Below are 14,284 nucleotides of genomic sequence, written 5' to 3' on the forward strand. Positions count from 1 at the left end.
TCGCGTCGGCGCGCTCGGGCCGGCCGGATCGATCCGGAAATCGGCCGTCATCGTCGCTCGACGCGGCTCTCGGTCTCGACGGGCTCTTCCCGCAGCGGCATCCGCGACCAGAACACGTAGCCGATCACCACGCAGGCGAACCAGACGGCGCCGACGATCAGGGCGATCCGTCCGTCCTCGGTGAAGAACAGCAGAACGAAGACCAACGCCAGGAACGCCAGTGCCGCCCACGTCGTGTAGGGCGCTCCGGGCACCCGGTAATCGGATTCGGGCAGTTCCCCGCTCTTGACCTTCGCCCGGAACCGCATCTGGCAGATCAGGATGGTGGACCACACGACGATGATCCCGACGGTCGAGACCGAGGTGATGTACGAGAACGCGTGATCGGGATCGATCGCGTTCACGACCACGCCGAGGACCATCACCAGGGCACTGAGCACGATTCCGGCCACCGGCACCTTCCGGCTCGACAAGCGGTCGAGACCGTGCGGCGCGTCGCCGCGCTGTGCCAGCGAACGGAGCATCCGGCCGGTGGAGTAGATGCCGGAGTTGCAGGACGAGAGCGCCGCGGTCAACAGGATGAAGTTGACCAGACCGGCCGCGCCGGGCAGGCCGATGTACTGGAACACCGCGACGAACGGGCTCTCTCCGGCGTGGAAGTTCCGCCATCCGCGGACCGACAGGATCACCAGGATCGCACCGACGTAGAAGATGCCGATGCGGAAGGGCACCGAGTTGATGGCCTTGCGCAGAGTGACCCTCGGGTTCTCCGCCTCACCCGCGGTGACGCCGACCAGTTCCACACCGACGTAGGCGAACATGACGATCTGCAGGCTCAGCAGCGCATTGGTGAAACCGGTGGCGAAGAACCCGCCGTCGTTCCAGAGGTTGGTCACCGAGGGACCCTCGGCCGGACCGAAGCCGGCGATCGGCAACAGGACTCCGATGCCGACGATGATCATGCCGAGGATCGCCGTCACCTTGATCGCCGAGAACCAGAACTCGGCACGGCCGAACAGGCCGACCGAGATCAGGTTCGCGCCGAACAGGATGACGAGAACCGTCAGCGCGGTCACCCAGCCGGGGATCGCCGGCCACCAGTAGTTGACGTACTTACCCGCCACGGTGATCTCGGCCATGCAGGTGGTGGTCCACACCGCCCAGTACGTCCAGCCCTGGCTGAAGCCGGCGAACCGCCCGAGGAATTCGTCGGCGTACTCGCTGATGCCGCCGGACACCGGCCGGTAGATCAGCAGTTCGCCGAGTGCGCGCATCACGATGAAGATCGCGAGGCCCGCGAGCGCGTAGGCGAGCAGCAGCGCCGGCCCGGCCTTCTCGATCGCTCCGCCCGAGCCGTAGAACAGGCCCGTGCCGATGGCACCGCCGATGGCGATCATCTGGACCGTACTCGCGGTCAGTCCGCGCTGATATCCCTCGTCGGGAGCGCGTTCTTCGCTCGCCACCGTCATTCGGTCACCCCTTCCAGCGTCACACCGTTCAGGGGGACAATTTACGACGTCCTTTGACCCTCGTCACAATCGGACAGCCGCAGGGCCCTCGGTAGGCTCGACCCATGAGCTTCACCGGATTCCCCGAGGCTGCGCTCGACTTCTACGACGATCTCGAGATCGACAACAGCAAAGTGTTCTGGGAAGCACACCGCGACGTCTACCAGTCCAGCGTCGCCGCGCCGATGGTCGCGCTGACCGACGAACTCGCCGACGAGTTCGGTCCGGCGAAGGTGTTCCGCCCGTATCGGGACGTCCGGTTCTCGAAGGACAAGACCCCGTACAAGACCCATCAGGGCGCGTTCGTGGCGGTCGGACCCGCGACCGGCTACTACGTCCAGATCTCGGCCCCGGGAGTGCGCGTGGCCGCCGGCTTCTATCACGCCGACCCCGACACTCTCGCCGCCATTCGCCGCGCCATCGACGACGACCTCCACGGAGCCGAGCTCGAGAAGATCGTCGGCACCCTGCAACGCAAGGGGTGGGAGGTGGGCGGCGACCGTGTCAAGACCTCGCCGCGCGGCTGGAGCGCCGACCACCCGCGGATCGACCTGTTGCGGTACCGGTCGTTGACCGTGAGCCGTGACTACGGTTTCGACGAGGTGATCCACTCCCCCGCGCTGGTCGACCGGGTTCGGAAGGACTGGCGTCAGACGAGGCCGCTGGTCGACTGGCTGGTCCGGCGCGTCGGTTGACCGACGGCCGGCCGGGGTTCAGAGATCGAGCATCGCGGCAGCGACCTCGCCGCTCGCCTGCTCGGGCAGTCCGGTACCCATGTCGTCCAGGATGAGCAGCCGTGTGCCGGGTATCTCCGCGGCCAGGGCTCGACCGTTGCCCACCGGGAAGAACGGATCGAGCCGGCCGTGGACGACGAGCGTCGGCATCCGGATCTCGCCGAGGTGCTCACGCCAGCGCGGTGCACAGTCGAGCCGGGCGAAGACGGTGCCGCGCTGGTTCGCCATGTGCACGGCAGGAGCCTTCGACGGCGTTCGATCCCAGATCCGACCGGCGAGACGGCCTGCCTGATCCGGGTCGTTGTGAAGGAGCGGCGCGCTCTCGGCTGCATGCGCTACGACGGCCGTGCGATCGGCCCAGTCCGGGCTCGGTCGCGAGAACAGCGCCGCCATCACGTTCGCGTCGTGATCGGGCAGATCGTCGTCGACCGGACCCGGCGCGACCGCCCTGGTGCCGACGAGGGTGAGCGCGGTGAACACATCCGGGAAGTCGAGTGCCGCGACCTGAGCGACCATGCCGCCGACACCCAGCCCACCCATGTGCGCGTTGTCCGCTCCGCGCACCCGCACGAGCGCTGCTGCGTCGCCTGCGAGATCGCGAAGGTCGTAGTCGGGGGCCTCGGGGTCGCTGTCGGCACGTCAGCCCCGCTCGCGCATCACACCGAAGTGCCGGACCGAGCCGGACAAGCCGGGGAGCTCTCTGACGGGCGACCACGTGCGCATTCCGTCGGTGCTGTCGGAGTAGACGTACTTCCCCGCCTTGTACGCGTCGAGATAGATGCGCCAGGCGCCGTTCGGCAACTGCGTCACCGCGGGTCCCTCGACGAATGAACCCCAATCGCCGGGTGCCACGAACCGGTACGGCCCGGCGAGCTTCGACGACACCGCGTGCTGCACGTACTTGTGCGTCTCGTTCTTGGTGAAGGCGTGGTAGGTGGCCCCGACCTTCACGATGGTGGTGTCGATGTGGTCGGCGCCGATGCCGGCGATCGGCACCGGCATGCTCCACAGACGCAGAGACGGCTCCAAAGCGGTCATGACGTAGGGCACGAAGCCGCCGCCGGTGGACATCGACAGGACGACGTGGACCCGCCCGCCTTCGACGAACCATTCGGGCGCCCACGCCTTCGTGGTGAAGGGCGACAGTGACGGGGCGCTCTTCAACGCGGCCGAGCCCGACGATCCCGGAATGTTCATCGACCCGGTGCCGTCGCCGGTCCCGGGAAGCAGTGCGCAGCAGAACGGGACCGGATAGTTGCCGATCGGCGTCCAGTTCACCCGATCACGGCTGCGGGCGAAGCCGATGTTCGCGCCGTCTGCGGTGGTGTACGTGACGTAGTACATGCCGTCGGTGTTCCGGAACACGCTCGGGTCGCGGACCCGGCCGGTCGGCGGACGGTAGGCCGCCTTCCGCACCGGCTTGAACTGTGTGCCGTCGCTGGACCCGTACACGTCCATGGCTCGGTCGGTGCCGTTGCTGAACCCGACCATCGTGTACTTCCAGCCGGTCGGCGCCGCATCGCTGCGGCCCGGGCCTGCCAGCAACTGCCCGACCGCTGCGAGCACGACGACCGACACGGCGAGGAGACGAGTGCGCTTCACTGACATCACTGAAGCAGTATGTCCTCCGGTCGCCGGCGGCGGGTGCTCGTTGGCTCAACATCGCGGACGGATCTCGGTACAGTGAGTGCGTGCCCGTGAGGATGGATAACGTCGGCATCGTCGTCGAAGATCTCAGCGCGGCCATCGAGTTCTTCAGCGCCCTCGGACTGTCGCTCGACGGCCAGGCCGTCGTGGAGGGTCCCTGGGCGGGCCGGGTGACCGGTCTCGTCGAGCAGCGGGTGGAGATCGCGATGATGGCGACCCCCGACGGGCACAGTCGGCTCGAACTGTCGCGGTTCATCGAACCGGACGTCGTCGCCGATCACCGGAGGGCTCCGGTGAATGCACTCGGCTACCTGCGCGTGATGTTCGCGGTCGACGATCTCGACGAGACGCTGGAGCGCCTGCGTCCGCACGGCGCCGAGATCATCAGCACCGAGATCGTCCGGTTCGAGGACAGTTACCGGCTCTGTTACATACGCGGGCCCGAGGGCATCCTCGTCGGCCTGGCGCAGGCCCTCACCTGACCGGCCCCGACGGCTCAGAGCTCTCGTTTGAGACCGACGTGCTCGGCCCGGTAACCGGCCCGGGCGTAGAAGGCACGCGCACGGATGCGCGCCTCATCGGTGGCGAGTTGGGCCAGGTGTGCCCCGTGCGCGCGACCGTGAGCGTGCGCCCAATCGAGCATCGCACTCCCGAGTCCGCGGGAGCGCTCTGCTTCGGCGACGCGGAGACCCTCGATCTGCAGCCGCGTGGTGCCGCCGCGCGAGAGGCCGCCGATCACCGTCAGTTGCATCGTCGCGACGGTCCGATCCCGCTCGTCCCGGACCACAGCGAGGTAGTGGGCACGGTCTCGGACCAGGACGTCGAACGCCGCTTCGTACCGTTCCAGTTCGGCGCCTTCGCGATCGCGCCCGATCTCGTCGTCGGAGAGCAGGTCGACGATCGCCGGGACGTCCGACCGTCGCGCCCGCTGAACGCGGAATGTCCGACCGCTCACGCGCAGCACGTCGCCCGCGGACGATCGTGACCTCTCCTGCAGGCGCGCGACGAGCAGATCCAGCCACCCGCCGACGTTGGTCCTGGCCTCCGCGGTGTCCGGATAGCGGCACCGCAGATGCAGGCCGGCCTCGTCGAGGATGAACCACAGCATCACACCGTCGGTTCGGATCACGGCGCCCACGTACTGGGCGTCGATCCGCGCCGAATCGATCCGAACCGGCAGCCGGCGCAGGTCGAGCCACGACACCGCGAACATCCCGGGTGCCTCGGGCATGTCACCGCCCCACGGTTCCAGAATCTCTCGCAGCGGCCAGGATCCGAGGCGGACCGCCTCGCGGACGGCTTCGGCGCAGGCCGACGGGGCGGGGTCGCACGATTCGATGACGGAGTTGGTGATGAACCAGCCGACCGACTCGTGCCAGGCCGCGTCGTAGCGGCTGTGCACGGGGAACACGGCGCGCAGTGGCGTTCCTGCCAGTTCCCGCGTCACCGACGTCATCACCGACACCGCGGCCGAGAGCGTGGACACGCCGTCGGCCCGAGCCTGCGCCGAGAACGCGGCGCTGTCGTCGACGTCGAACACGTCGCGGACCTCCACGCGTTCGGCGCTCGGTTCCGCCGTGCCCAGCGGCAACGGGAAGCGCGGCATCACGTCGCCGCCGGCGGCGAGGATCTGCGCCCATCGCGTCCGGACGTCGGACGGAGCCGCGGGCCGGTTCGCCATCGCCCGAGTGTGCTCGATGAACGCGGGCACCTCGCCGTCGAGCGAGCCGGCCAGTGCGGCGAGCAGGTCGCGCGCCACCACCAGCATCGACCACATGTCGACATGCGCGTGGTCGGCGGCCACGACCACGGTGGGACCCGCGGCCTTCTCCAGCACGCACAGGCGGTGGGACGGTCGCGAGTAGGGCCTGCAGTGCGCGTCGAGCACCGACCGGAGCGCGTCGTTGACGGCTTGGCCGGGAGCCACCGGATGCTCGATCCACGCTCCCGCGCCGATGCGGACCTCACGCAGGCGCGGTCCCTCGCCGCCGTCGACGACGACCGTCCGCAGCGTCCCGTGCCTGTCGACGACCCGCAGCCAGGCGTCGGCGAGGCGGTCGCGCGGAATCGTCTCGGCGAGTTCGAACGAGAGCGCCATCCACGATCCCGGACGGTCGCCGGCACCGACGTGCCTGCGCTGGTCGAAGGAGAGCGGCAGGTCGTCTCCCGGAGCGGACACGGCGACGTCGTAGCCGTACAGTCGCCCGAACGGGAGACGGAGGTGGCCGACGTTGGTGAGCCGCATGAGCGGCTACGCTACCCCTCATCGCGGCGGCCGCAATCCCAGAGGAGAGCCATGACGACGTTCACCGTTCCGGGAGCCGACCTCGACGTCGAGTTCAGTGATGAGCACGGGTGGCCGGTGGTCCAGCTGCACGGCCTCACATCGAGTCGCTCACGCGACCGGACGCTGGGGCTCGACCTGGGCCGCGGCCTCAGCGGCACTCGCCTCCTGCGCTACGACGCGCGGGCGCACGGTCGGTCGACCGGGCGGCCGGAGCCCCGCGACCATCGATGGCCGGTGCTGGCCGACGACCTGCTGCGGCTGCTCGACTCCTGGTTCCCCGGCGAGCGGGTGCACGGTGTCGGGCCGTCGATGGGCACCGGCACTCTGTTGCACGCCGCCGTCCTCGATCCCGGTCGTTTCTCCGGGCTCACGCTGGTGATCCCACCGACCGCGTGGGACAGCCGGCCCGCGATGGCCGAGATGTATCGGGCAGCCGCCGACACCGTCGAGACGGAGGGGATCGACGCGTTCATCGACGCGGGACGCACTGCACCCCGGCCCCCGGCGCTCGCGGGCACCCGCGAGACGGTGCCGGCCGTCGCCGCAGACCTGCTGCCGTCCGTTCTGCGCGGCGCCGCCCTCAGCGACCTCCCCTCGCCCGCTCACGTCGCGGCGATCGACGTCCCGACCTCGATTCTGGCGTGGACCGACGACGCCGGACATCCGCTGTCGACCGCGGAGGCGCTCGTCGACCTGCTGCCGCACGCGACTCTGACCGTGGCACGCACACCGGCAGAGATGGCACTGTGGCCGAGCCTGCTGCACCGACAGGTCGCGGAGCGACGGTGACGCGGCACGCTGAGCGCGGACCGTCAGCCACCGAGTCGGGCAGCACCGGATCGGGTAGCCTGACTCGGTGAACGACGTGCTGGACGAGGGACCGTACTTTCACGGGACGAAGGCCGACCTCGACATCGGAGACCACCTCACCGCCGGGTTCCGGTCCAACTACCGTCCCGAAGTGGTGATGAACCACATCTACTTCACCGCGCTGCAAGACGGCGCCGGCCTCGCCGCCGAACTCGCGGCCGGCGACGGCGAACCACGGGTCTACCTCGTGCAACCGACCGGCGACTTCGAGAACGATCCGAATGTCACCGACAAGAAATTCCCCGGCAATCCCACCCGGTCGTATCGCAGCGTCCACCCGCTTCGCGTGGTCGGCGAGGTCACCGATTGGAAGCGTCTCACGGCGGACGAGCTCCGAACCTGGCGCGAGCGACTGGCCGCGACTCTCGAACACGGCGGCGGCGAGATCATCAACTGAGGTCGCGCGGCGCGAGGGACCGTCACCGGACCGCGTGGACGAGGCGTACCAGCCGCATCGGCGACAAGTACTGCTGCCGGTCGAAGAAGCCGTCGTCGGTCACGTCCGCTTCGTCGATATCGGCCTCCACCCGCCACCCGTGCTCGGTGAGCCATTGCGCGACCGAGTCCGGGGACGCCGCGCATTGCCACGGCTCACCGCTCGCGCCCGCCATCGCCGCGACCGCACGTGCGTAGTCGCGGCCGGCGTCGTCACGCAGTTCCCGGCTCAGGTGGTAGTCGAAGACGAGCGCGGATCCGTCGGCCAGCGCGCTGACGTCGCCGAAGAACCTGCGGCACTCATCGGGTGCGAGGTACATGCTGACACCGAGCCAGAGCACGGTGACAGGGCGGGTGAGGTCGACTCCTGCATTCTCGAGATCGCCTACTCGCAGACCGTCGGCGAGATCAGCGGCGACGCTTGTCGCGGTGTCCGCGAGGTCGGCCTGTGCGAACAGCCGCGCCCGCCACTGCAGCACTCCCGGACGGTCCACCACCCACACCCGGTGTCTGCCGGTCGGGAGCCGGAGCGCAGTGGCGTCCAGACCGGCGCCGACCACGACGACTTGGTCGTTTCCCGTCTCGGCGAGCACCGTCTCCGCGTAGCGAGATCGCGCGCACGCGGTCAGGCGCGCGGCGGCGAGGATGGGCGCCTCGGGTTGCGCCAACTGGAAATCGAGAGGCGACGGACTCGTCAGCCGACACAGTTCTTGAGCGGCGTCGTCCACGAGCAAGTGCGGTGGGCTGTCGACGAGCGCGTGCGCTGCGCGCGCTGCGGCGGAGAAGAGTGCGGTCCGGCTGAATGACGATTCTTGTTCTGTCATCGCAACTAACTACCAGGAAGAAGGCCGATATGCCAGCAGCCACGCCGATCGACGGCCCTGGACGGCGCGAGGACGGTCGATGTGCCGGTCCGCCTCAGCTGCCCTGGGTCGTGTAGACGCGCTCGATTCCGGCGGTCATCCGGCCCCACTCGCTCGACGCGACCCGCCTCTGGTGCGCTCGGAACGCCGCCGCGTCGACGAACGTCTCGTCGACCGCCCACACGCCCGGCTCCGACGTCGGCAGCACCGAGAACGCGACGCATCCGGGTTCGGCCCGGGTGAGTTCGACATGTCGCGGCAGAAGTCGCTCGACGATCGCGGTCTGCGCGTCATCGCCGCAGATCAGCCTGCCGCTGACGACGACCTCAGTCATGCCGGACGACTTCCGTTGCGGGTCGAGTGCTGCTCACGTGACGAGGTCATCGGGCGCACCACATCTAGCCGAATACCAGGACGGCCTTGCCGACCGCCTTCCCTGAACGAAGCCGTTCTGCGACCTGCTGGAAGTCGGCGACGTCCACGACGGAGTCGATGACGGGCTGGATCTCGCCGCGGGCGACTGCGGGCAGCACGTCAGCGCTCAGACTTTCGAGGATCGGCACGGTCTCCCAGTCGCGGGAGAACCCGAACGAGACGCCGTGGACGGTCAGGTGCCGGTAGGACAACGCGTCGAGGTCGATCGTGGACGCGGGACCTGCGAGGCGACCGATGTTGACGACGTGACCGTCCTCGGCGGTCGCGGGAAGGCATTGCGCGAAGGTCTCGCCGGCGACATGGTCGAGGACGACGTCGGCGCCTTTGCCGCCGGTCGCGGCGAGTGTTGCCTGCGTCAGGTCTTCGTCGCCGGTGACGATCACCGTATCCGCGCCGAGACCGGCGAGAAGTTCACGCTTGCCGGCGGTACGTGTGGTCGCGACGACCGAAGAAGCGCCGAGCACCTTCGCCATCTGCACGCCGACCAGGCCGATGCCGGTGGTCGCGCCCGTGATGAGAACACTTCGCCCCGGCACGAACCCGGCGACAGTGAGAGCACCGAACTCGGTGAGGAGCGCTGTCGGCAACGCGCAGGCGATGTCCTCGGCCAACCCCTCGGGACGGGGCAGCACGAAGCGGTGGTCGGCGATCAGGTAGTCCGCGAACGCGGACGGAAAGGTGCCCATCACCGGGTCCCCGACCTGCCAGTCGCCGGCGTCCTCTCCGAGAGCTGCGATCTCCCCCGCGTACTCGAATCCGGCGATGAACTCACGACCGTGTCCGCCTCTGGTGGGGTCGGCCTCGGCCAGCATCGGGAGATCGGCGTTGTTGGTCGCCGCGGCGCGGTTGCGAATGAGCACCTGGCCCGGACCGGGCTCGGGAAGCACCGCATCGGCGAGAATCCACTCGGGTCCGCGTCCGGCCACAAGGGCACGCATCGTCTCGGTCATCTGCTCTCCGTTCATCACTCGGATCGTCACTCGGCGTAGACGTCCTCAACCATGTTCATGGTGGTCGAGGACCCGGGCAAGCCGCACAGAAGGTGCAGCGCCCCCGGGCTTGATGCCGCATCCTCTTCAGTTGGAAGGACGGTGTCGGGAACGAGTGCCTGCGTGGGTGGGTCGCCCCAGCCGAGATCGACGCTGGTGACCCGAGGGTGTCACCAGCGAACCGGACTGCCCGTCATTATCGCTAGACGTTAAACCGGAACTCGACTACGTCGCCGTCGGCCATCACGTAGTCCTTGCCCTCCATGCGAACCTTGCCCGCGGCCTTGGCCGCGTTCATCGAGCCGGCGGCGTCGAGGTCGGTGAACGACACGATCTCGGCCTTGATGAAGCCCTTCTCGAAGTCGGTGTGGATGACGCCCGCGGCCTTGGGCGCGGTGTCGCCCTGGCGGATGGTCCAGGCGCGCGCCTCCTTGGGACCGGCGGTGAGGTAGGTCTGCAGACCGAGCGTGTGGAAGCCGGCGCGGGCGAGCTGACGCAGACCGGGCTCGTCCTGCCCGATCGAGTCGAGGAGTTCTTGAGCGTCCTCCTCCTCGAGTTCGAGGAGTTCGCTCTCGACCTTGGCGTCCAAGAAGACGCAGTCGGCCGGTGCGACGGCGTCGCGGAGTTCCTGCTTGCGTGCCTCGTCGGTGAGAACGGCCTCGTCGGCGTTGAAGACGTAGAGGAACGGCTTGGCGGTCAGCAGATGCAGTTCGCGCACCGACGACAGGTCGAACGAGTCCTTCACCGAGAACAACGTCTTGCCGCTGTCGAGAACCGCCTGCGCCTTCTTGGCCGCGTCAAGCGACTCCGCCTGGTCCTTGTTCTTCTTCGCCTCCTTCTCGAGACGCGGAATCGCCTTCTCGAGAGTCTGCATGTCCGCCAGGATCAGTTCGGTCTCGATGACCTCGATGTCGGCGCGCGGATCGACGCGGCCGTCGACGTGCACCACGTCGTCGTCGGAGAACACGCGGACCACCTGGCAGATGGCGTCGGCCTCGCGGATGTTCGCGAGGAACTGGTTGCCCATGCCCTCGCCCTCCGATGCGCCCTTGACGATTCCCGCGATGTCGACGAACGACACGACGGCGGGGAGGATCCGTTCGCTGCCGAAGATCTCGGCGAGCCGGTCGAGCCGCGCGTCGGGCAGTTCCACGACACCGACGTTCGGCTCGATGGTGGCGAACGGGTAATTCGCGGCGAGCACGTCGTTACGGGTCAGGGCGTTGAAGAGCGTCGACTTTCCGACATTGGGCAGGCCGACGATTCCGAGGGTAAGACTCACGGGAGGTCAGTCTATCTGCGTCTGCGCGCCCGACCTACCCGGCCCGCGCCTGCGCTTGCGGGACTCCTGCTGCGCCGCCCGGGCCGCCTCGTCCTCAGCGGCTATCTCATCGCCCGCGGCTCTGCCGATCTGTTCGAGGATGTACCTCAGGGCGACGGCGAGACACGACGCCGCGGGCACCGCGAGGAACGCTCCGGTGATGCCGAAGAGACTGCCGCCCAACGTCACCGACAGCAGCACGATGACCGCGTGCAGGTTCATCGACTTGGCCTGCAGCCACGGCGAGAGGACATTGCCCTCCAACTGCTGCACCGCCAGGATGATTCCGAGCACGATCAGGGCAGAGGTGAGCCCGTTCGACACGAGCGCGATCAGCACCGCGAGCGCACCGGCGACGAAGGCACCCACGATCGGGATGAATCCGCCCATGAACGTGATGACGATCAGCACTCCCGCGAGCGGCACGTCGAGCACCACCAGGCCGATGCCGATCAGGGCCGCATCCACGAAGCTGACGATGGCCTGGGTTCGGATGAAGCCGCCCAGCGTCTCCCACATCCGCCGCAGGATCTCGCTGATGTGAACGGCCCCCTCGGCCCCCATCGTGCGGTTGAGCCACGGCAGGAACTTGGGCCCGTCCTTGAGGAAGAAGAACACCAGGACGACGGTCGTGAACAGCGTCACCAGCACCGAGGTCGCGACGCCGACTCCGCTGAACACACCCGAGGCGATCGTGGTCGCGCTCTTCTGCAGCTTGCTGGTGATCTCGTTGACGAGAGCATTGATCTGATCGTCGCCGACGTTGAGCGGCGGACCCTGGATCCACTCCTGAACCCGATGCACACCGTCGACGGCGCGATCGGCCAGCTGCGGCGCCTGGTCGATGACTGACGGCACGATGCCGCCGATGACGCCGCCGATGACCGCGATCGCCGCCAGCAGCACCACGAGGGTCGCCGCCGCGGGCGGCACCCGCTTCGAGAGCAGCCATCGGACAGGCGGCCACAGCACCGTCGCGACGACGATACCGAGGATCACCGGCAGCAGGATCACCCAGAGCTTGGACATCACCCACAGCAGCGCGAACAGGAACACCATCACCAGCAGCATCTGCAAGGACACGATGGACGAGGACCGCAGGCCCGTCAGGAACACCCTGCCGCGCGTCGGATAGGGCTTGCCGGTGACCGGGTTCAGCAATCGCTCCGGGGTCGGCTCCGCGGCGGCTGCGTCGGCGCGGTCGCTCGTCCCGGTGTCGGGTTCCGGCGAAGATTCGTCGTTTCGGTCGCTCACGCGCCAATCTTCACATACGCCTCCGACATCCGCGGTCCGCCGCGCGAGGGGTCGTCCGACTGTCGTACGCGCCGGGAGACGGGAATGGAACCGAACCACGGTGCGGTGCGTCCAATTCAGTAGACGTCAGTCTGATCCCGGCGAGTCCATCACCTCGCCGGCCGACACCGGGAGGTCCGATGACCATGCCAACAGCCCCAGCCCTCGGCTGGACCACCGTCGCCACCGCCGACGGCCCGTTCACCGTCCTGTACGACGACGCGGACACCGTGCACGCCGCCGGCTGGACCGAGTCGGCCGAGTATCTCGCCGGGCTCATCGCTCCCGCCTTGCGCGGTGGTCAGCTCAGCCGGCGCCCGGCGGGCCCGGTCGCCGACGCTGTGACCGCTTACTACGACGGCGACTTCGCCGCTCCGTCCGGTGTCGCGGTGCGTCAGATCGCGGGCCCGTTCATCGCCGCGGCGTGGTCGGCATTGCGGCTGGTGCCGGCGGGATACCCGGTCACCTACGGTCAGCTCGCCGAACGCGCGGGGCGTCCGGCAGCGGTCCGCGGCGCCGCTCAATGCTGTGTGCGCAACGCCGCCGCCCTGTTCGTTCCCTGCCACCGCGTCACCAGGACGAGCGGCGGTCTCGGCGGGTTCCGCTACGGGCTCGATCTCAAGCGGAACCTTCTCGCTCGTGAGGAGCCGCCGCCCGACCTCGAAGACTGAGCCGGCCACCGACGCCGCGGTCCGGACGACGAGTAGCCCGTGCGCCTCGAGCCGTCGGGGAGCTGCCAGGCCGGGATCGACGCCCGGGATCGATGTCAGAGGCTCGCGCCAAGATGGCGGCATGACACCAGCAGCGATCATCGGCCCGCTCTGTCTCATCGTCGGCGCACTCCTCGGGTGGTTCGCCCGCGGTACGGCGACGGGCGGACATCACTCCGGCGGCGAACGTCCCGGGCCGTCGCTGGGCGCGGAGGTCGACCTCGTGGTGGGTCCGCTGCGCGAGACACTCGGACGGCTGTCGGAGGAACTGCGGCGGAGCGAGGCCGGACGTGCCCACGCCTACGCCGGCCTCGCCGAACAGATGCGCGGAGTGCACGCGACCTCGCAGCGACTGCACCAGCAGACCAGCCAGTTGGCAAGTGCACTCCACGCACCGCACGTTCGCGGCCGCTGGGGCGAGATCCAACTCGAAAGAATCGTCGAACTGTCCGGGATGTCGCGGCACTGCGATTTCGCGACGCAGGTACAGGGGCAGTCGGACGCCGACCGGGCCGTGCGACCCGACCTGGTGGTTCAACTCGCCGGTGGACGACGGATCGCGGTGGACGCCAAAGTGCCGCTGCACGCGTACCTGGAATCGACCTCCGGCGCAGTCCCCGACAACCGCGAGGTCATCGCCCGGCACGCGCAGGCCGTGCGGGCGCACGTGAACGTGCTGTCCGCGAAGTCGTACTGGTCCGCACAACCCGTGTCGCCGGAATTCGTCGTTCTGTTCCTGCCCGGCGACGGGGTTCTCGAATCTGCGCTGCGCGGCGACCCGGGGCTCCTCGACTACGCGTTCTCCCGTGACGTGGTGCTCGCCACGCCCAGCACCCTGATCGCCCTGCTGCGAACCGTCGCCCTGGGCTGGCGTCAGTATGCGCTCGCCGAGGACGCCGAGACCATTCATGCTCTCGGTCGCCAGCTGTACCAGCGGATAGACCAAGTGCTCGGCCACCTGGAGAAGACCGGTGCGTCCCTGCGCCGGGCCGTGGAGTCGTACAACTCGACGGTCGGAGCCATCGACAGTCGCCTCGGAGTCACCGCCCGCAAGCTCGCAGATCTGGAAGCCCTCTCGGGTACCGCCAACCCGTCGGTGCGGGTCAGCGACGGGATCAGCCCCGTCGATTCGGTGGTGAGATCAATATCACCGAGCCGATAGATTCAGGAAACTCACGGCTTCGGATCACGG

At 68.5% G+C, this 14,284-nt stretch carries 15 protein-coding genes; 6 read left to right on the forward strand and 9 right to left on the reverse strand.

What is annotated here, in order from left to right; genetic code table 11:
* Window positions 1-47: 47 nt before the first annotated feature.
* Window positions 48-1,469 (reverse strand): amino acid permease, encoded by a 1,422-nt coding sequence (locus Y710_RS14610; RefSeq protein WP_006895794.1) that lies wholly within the window; start codon window positions 1,467-1,469, stop codon window positions 48-50.
* 104 nt (window positions 1,470-1,573) lie between these two features.
* Here Y710_RS14610 and Y710_RS14615 point away from each other — a divergent pair, with 104 nt between their 5' ends.
* Complete coding sequence (locus Y710_RS14615) at window positions 1,574-2,203, forward strand: DUF2461 domain-containing protein (protein ID WP_062367774.1); 630 nt, start codon at window positions 1,574-1,576, stop codon at window positions 2,201-2,203.
* An 18-nt stretch (window positions 2,204-2,221) separates the two neighbouring features.
* Here Y710_RS14615 and Y710_RS18785 read toward each other — a convergent pair whose 3' ends face one another.
* Entirely contained in the window at window positions 2,222-2,812 is a 591-nt protein-coding gene (locus Y710_RS18785) for an alpha/beta hydrolase (RefSeq protein ID WP_062367775.1), read from the reverse strand.
* 69 nt (window positions 2,813-2,881) lie between these two features.
* Window positions 2,882-3,850 carry a glycoside hydrolase family protein gene (locus Y710_RS14625; RefSeq protein WP_062367776.1) on the reverse strand — a complete coding sequence of 323 codons (969 nt, stop codon included), beginning with the start codon at window positions 3,848-3,850 and terminating at the stop codon, window positions 2,882-2,884.
* Window positions 3,851-3,945: 95 nt separating this feature from the next.
* On the opposite strand from Y710_RS14625, the gene Y710_RS14630 reads away from it, so the two are divergent.
* On the forward strand, window positions 3,946-4,371 hold the full coding sequence (locus Y710_RS14630) for a VOC family protein (protein ID WP_045539704.1): 426 nt from the start codon (window positions 3,946-3,948) through the stop codon (window positions 4,369-4,371).
* A gap of 14 nt (window positions 4,372-4,385) precedes the next feature.
* Here Y710_RS14630 and Y710_RS14635 read toward each other — a convergent pair whose 3' ends face one another.
* A complete protein-coding gene (locus tag Y710_RS14635; RefSeq protein ID WP_045539703.1) occupies window positions 4,386-6,134 on the reverse strand; it encodes a GNAT family N-acetyltransferase in 1,749 nt (582 codons plus the stop codon).
* 51 nt (window positions 6,135-6,185) lie between these two features.
* Between Y710_RS14635 and Y710_RS14640 the strand changes: the two genes are divergently transcribed.
* Complete coding sequence (locus tag Y710_RS14640; RefSeq protein ID WP_062367777.1) at window positions 6,186-6,965, forward strand: alpha/beta fold hydrolase; 780 nt, start codon at window positions 6,186-6,188, stop codon at window positions 6,963-6,965.
* Between the two features lie 67 nt (window positions 6,966-7,032).
* Window positions 7,033-7,443, forward strand: coding sequence for an NAD(+)--rifampin ADP-ribosyltransferase (gene arr / locus Y710_RS14645; RefSeq protein ID WP_062367778.1), 411 nt, complete (start codon window positions 7,033-7,035; stop codon window positions 7,441-7,443).
* Between the two features lie 22 nt (window positions 7,444-7,465).
* Here arr and Y710_RS14650 read toward each other — a convergent pair whose 3' ends face one another.
* The 5 genes from Y710_RS14650 to Y710_RS14670 all read right to left on the reverse strand — a co-directional run bounded on the left by Y710_RS14650 (window position 7,466) and on the right by Y710_RS14670 (window position 12,343).
* Window positions 7,466-8,305, reverse strand: coding sequence for a class I SAM-dependent methyltransferase (locus Y710_RS14650; protein WP_062367779.1), 840 nt, complete (start codon window positions 8,303-8,305; stop codon window positions 7,466-7,468).
* Window positions 8,306-8,399: 94 nt separating this feature from the next.
* On the reverse strand, window positions 8,400-8,678 hold the full coding sequence (locus Y710_RS14655; RefSeq protein ID WP_062367780.1) for a putative quinol monooxygenase: 279 nt from the start codon (window positions 8,676-8,678) through the stop codon (window positions 8,400-8,402).
* A 64-nt stretch (window positions 8,679-8,742) separates the two neighbouring features.
* Window positions 8,743-9,744 carry a quinone oxidoreductase family protein gene (locus Y710_RS14660; RefSeq protein ID WP_231875754.1) on the reverse strand — a complete coding sequence of 334 codons (1,002 nt, stop codon included), beginning with the start codon at window positions 9,742-9,744 and terminating at the stop codon, window positions 8,743-8,745.
* 226 nt (window positions 9,745-9,970) lie between these two features.
* Window positions 9,971-11,050: a redox-regulated ATPase YchF gene (gene ychF, locus Y710_RS14665; protein WP_006895779.1), complete on the reverse strand. Its 1,080-nt coding sequence runs from the start codon at window positions 11,048-11,050 to the stop codon at window positions 9,971-9,973.
* A 6-nt stretch (window positions 11,051-11,056) separates the two neighbouring features.
* The gene (locus Y710_RS14670) at window positions 11,057-12,343 is read right to left on the reverse strand and encodes an AI-2E family transporter (RefSeq protein WP_006895777.1); all 1,287 of its coding nucleotides are present in this window, start codon (window positions 12,341-12,343) and stop codon (window positions 11,057-11,059) included.
* 185 nt (window positions 12,344-12,528) lie between these two features.
* Between Y710_RS14670 and Y710_RS14675 the strand changes: the two genes are divergently transcribed.
* Window positions 12,529-13,053: a methylated-DNA--[protein]-cysteine S-methyltransferase gene (locus Y710_RS14675; RefSeq protein ID WP_231875755.1), complete on the forward strand. Its 525-nt coding sequence runs from the start codon at window positions 12,529-12,531 to the stop codon at window positions 13,051-13,053.
* Window positions 13,054-13,174: 121 nt separating this feature from the next.
* Entirely contained in the window at window positions 13,175-14,254 is a 1,080-nt protein-coding gene (locus Y710_RS14680; protein ID WP_062367782.1) for a DNA recombination protein RmuC, read from the forward strand.
* Window positions 14,255-14,284 lie beyond the last annotated feature (30 nt).

This window comes from Gordonia sp. QH-12 (assembly GCF_001578675.1).
Lineage (GTDB): Bacteria > Actinomycetota > Actinomycetes > Mycobacteriales > Mycobacteriaceae > Gordonia > Gordonia sihwensis.

Coding starts and splice junctions, on each gene's coding strand:
- Y710_RS14650 (WP_062367779.1), bottom strand. CDS start 8,305: ATGACAGAACAAGAATCGTCATTCAGCCGGACCGCACTCTTCTCCGCC.
- Y710_RS14635 (WP_045539703.1), bottom strand. CDS start 6,134: ATGCGGCTCACCAACGTCGGCCACCTCCGTCTCCCGTTCGGGCGACTG.
- Y710_RS14655 (WP_062367780.1), bottom strand. CDS start 8,678: ATGACTGAGGTCGTCGTCAGCGGCAGGCTGATCTGCGGCGATGACGCG.
- Y710_RS14625 (WP_062367776.1), bottom strand. CDS start 3,850: ATGTCAGTGAAGCGCACTCGTCTCCTCGCCGTGTCGGTCGTCGTGCTC.
- Y710_RS14615 (WP_062367774.1), top strand. CDS start 1,574: ATGAGCTTCACCGGATTCCCCGAGGCTGCGCTCGACTTCTACGACGAT.
- Y710_RS14640 (WP_062367777.1), top strand. CDS start 6,186: ATGACGACGTTCACCGTTCCGGGAGCCGACCTCGACGTCGAGTTCAGT.
- Y710_RS14680 (WP_062367782.1), top strand. CDS start 13,175: ATGACACCAGCAGCGATCATCGGCCCGCTCTGTCTCATCGTCGGCGCA.
- Y710_RS14660 (WP_231875754.1), bottom strand. CDS start 9,744: ATGAACGGAGAGCAGATGACCGAGACGATGCGTGCCCTTGTGGCCGGA.
- Y710_RS14630 (WP_045539704.1), top strand. CDS start 3,946: ATGGATAACGTCGGCATCGTCGTCGAAGATCTCAGCGCGGCCATCGAG.
- Y710_RS14675 (WP_231875755.1), top strand. CDS start 12,529: ATGCCAACAGCCCCAGCCCTCGGCTGGACCACCGTCGCCACCGCCGAC.
- Y710_RS14610 (WP_006895794.1), bottom strand. CDS start 1,469: ATGACGGTGGCGAGCGAAGAACGCGCTCCCGACGAGGGATATCAGCGC.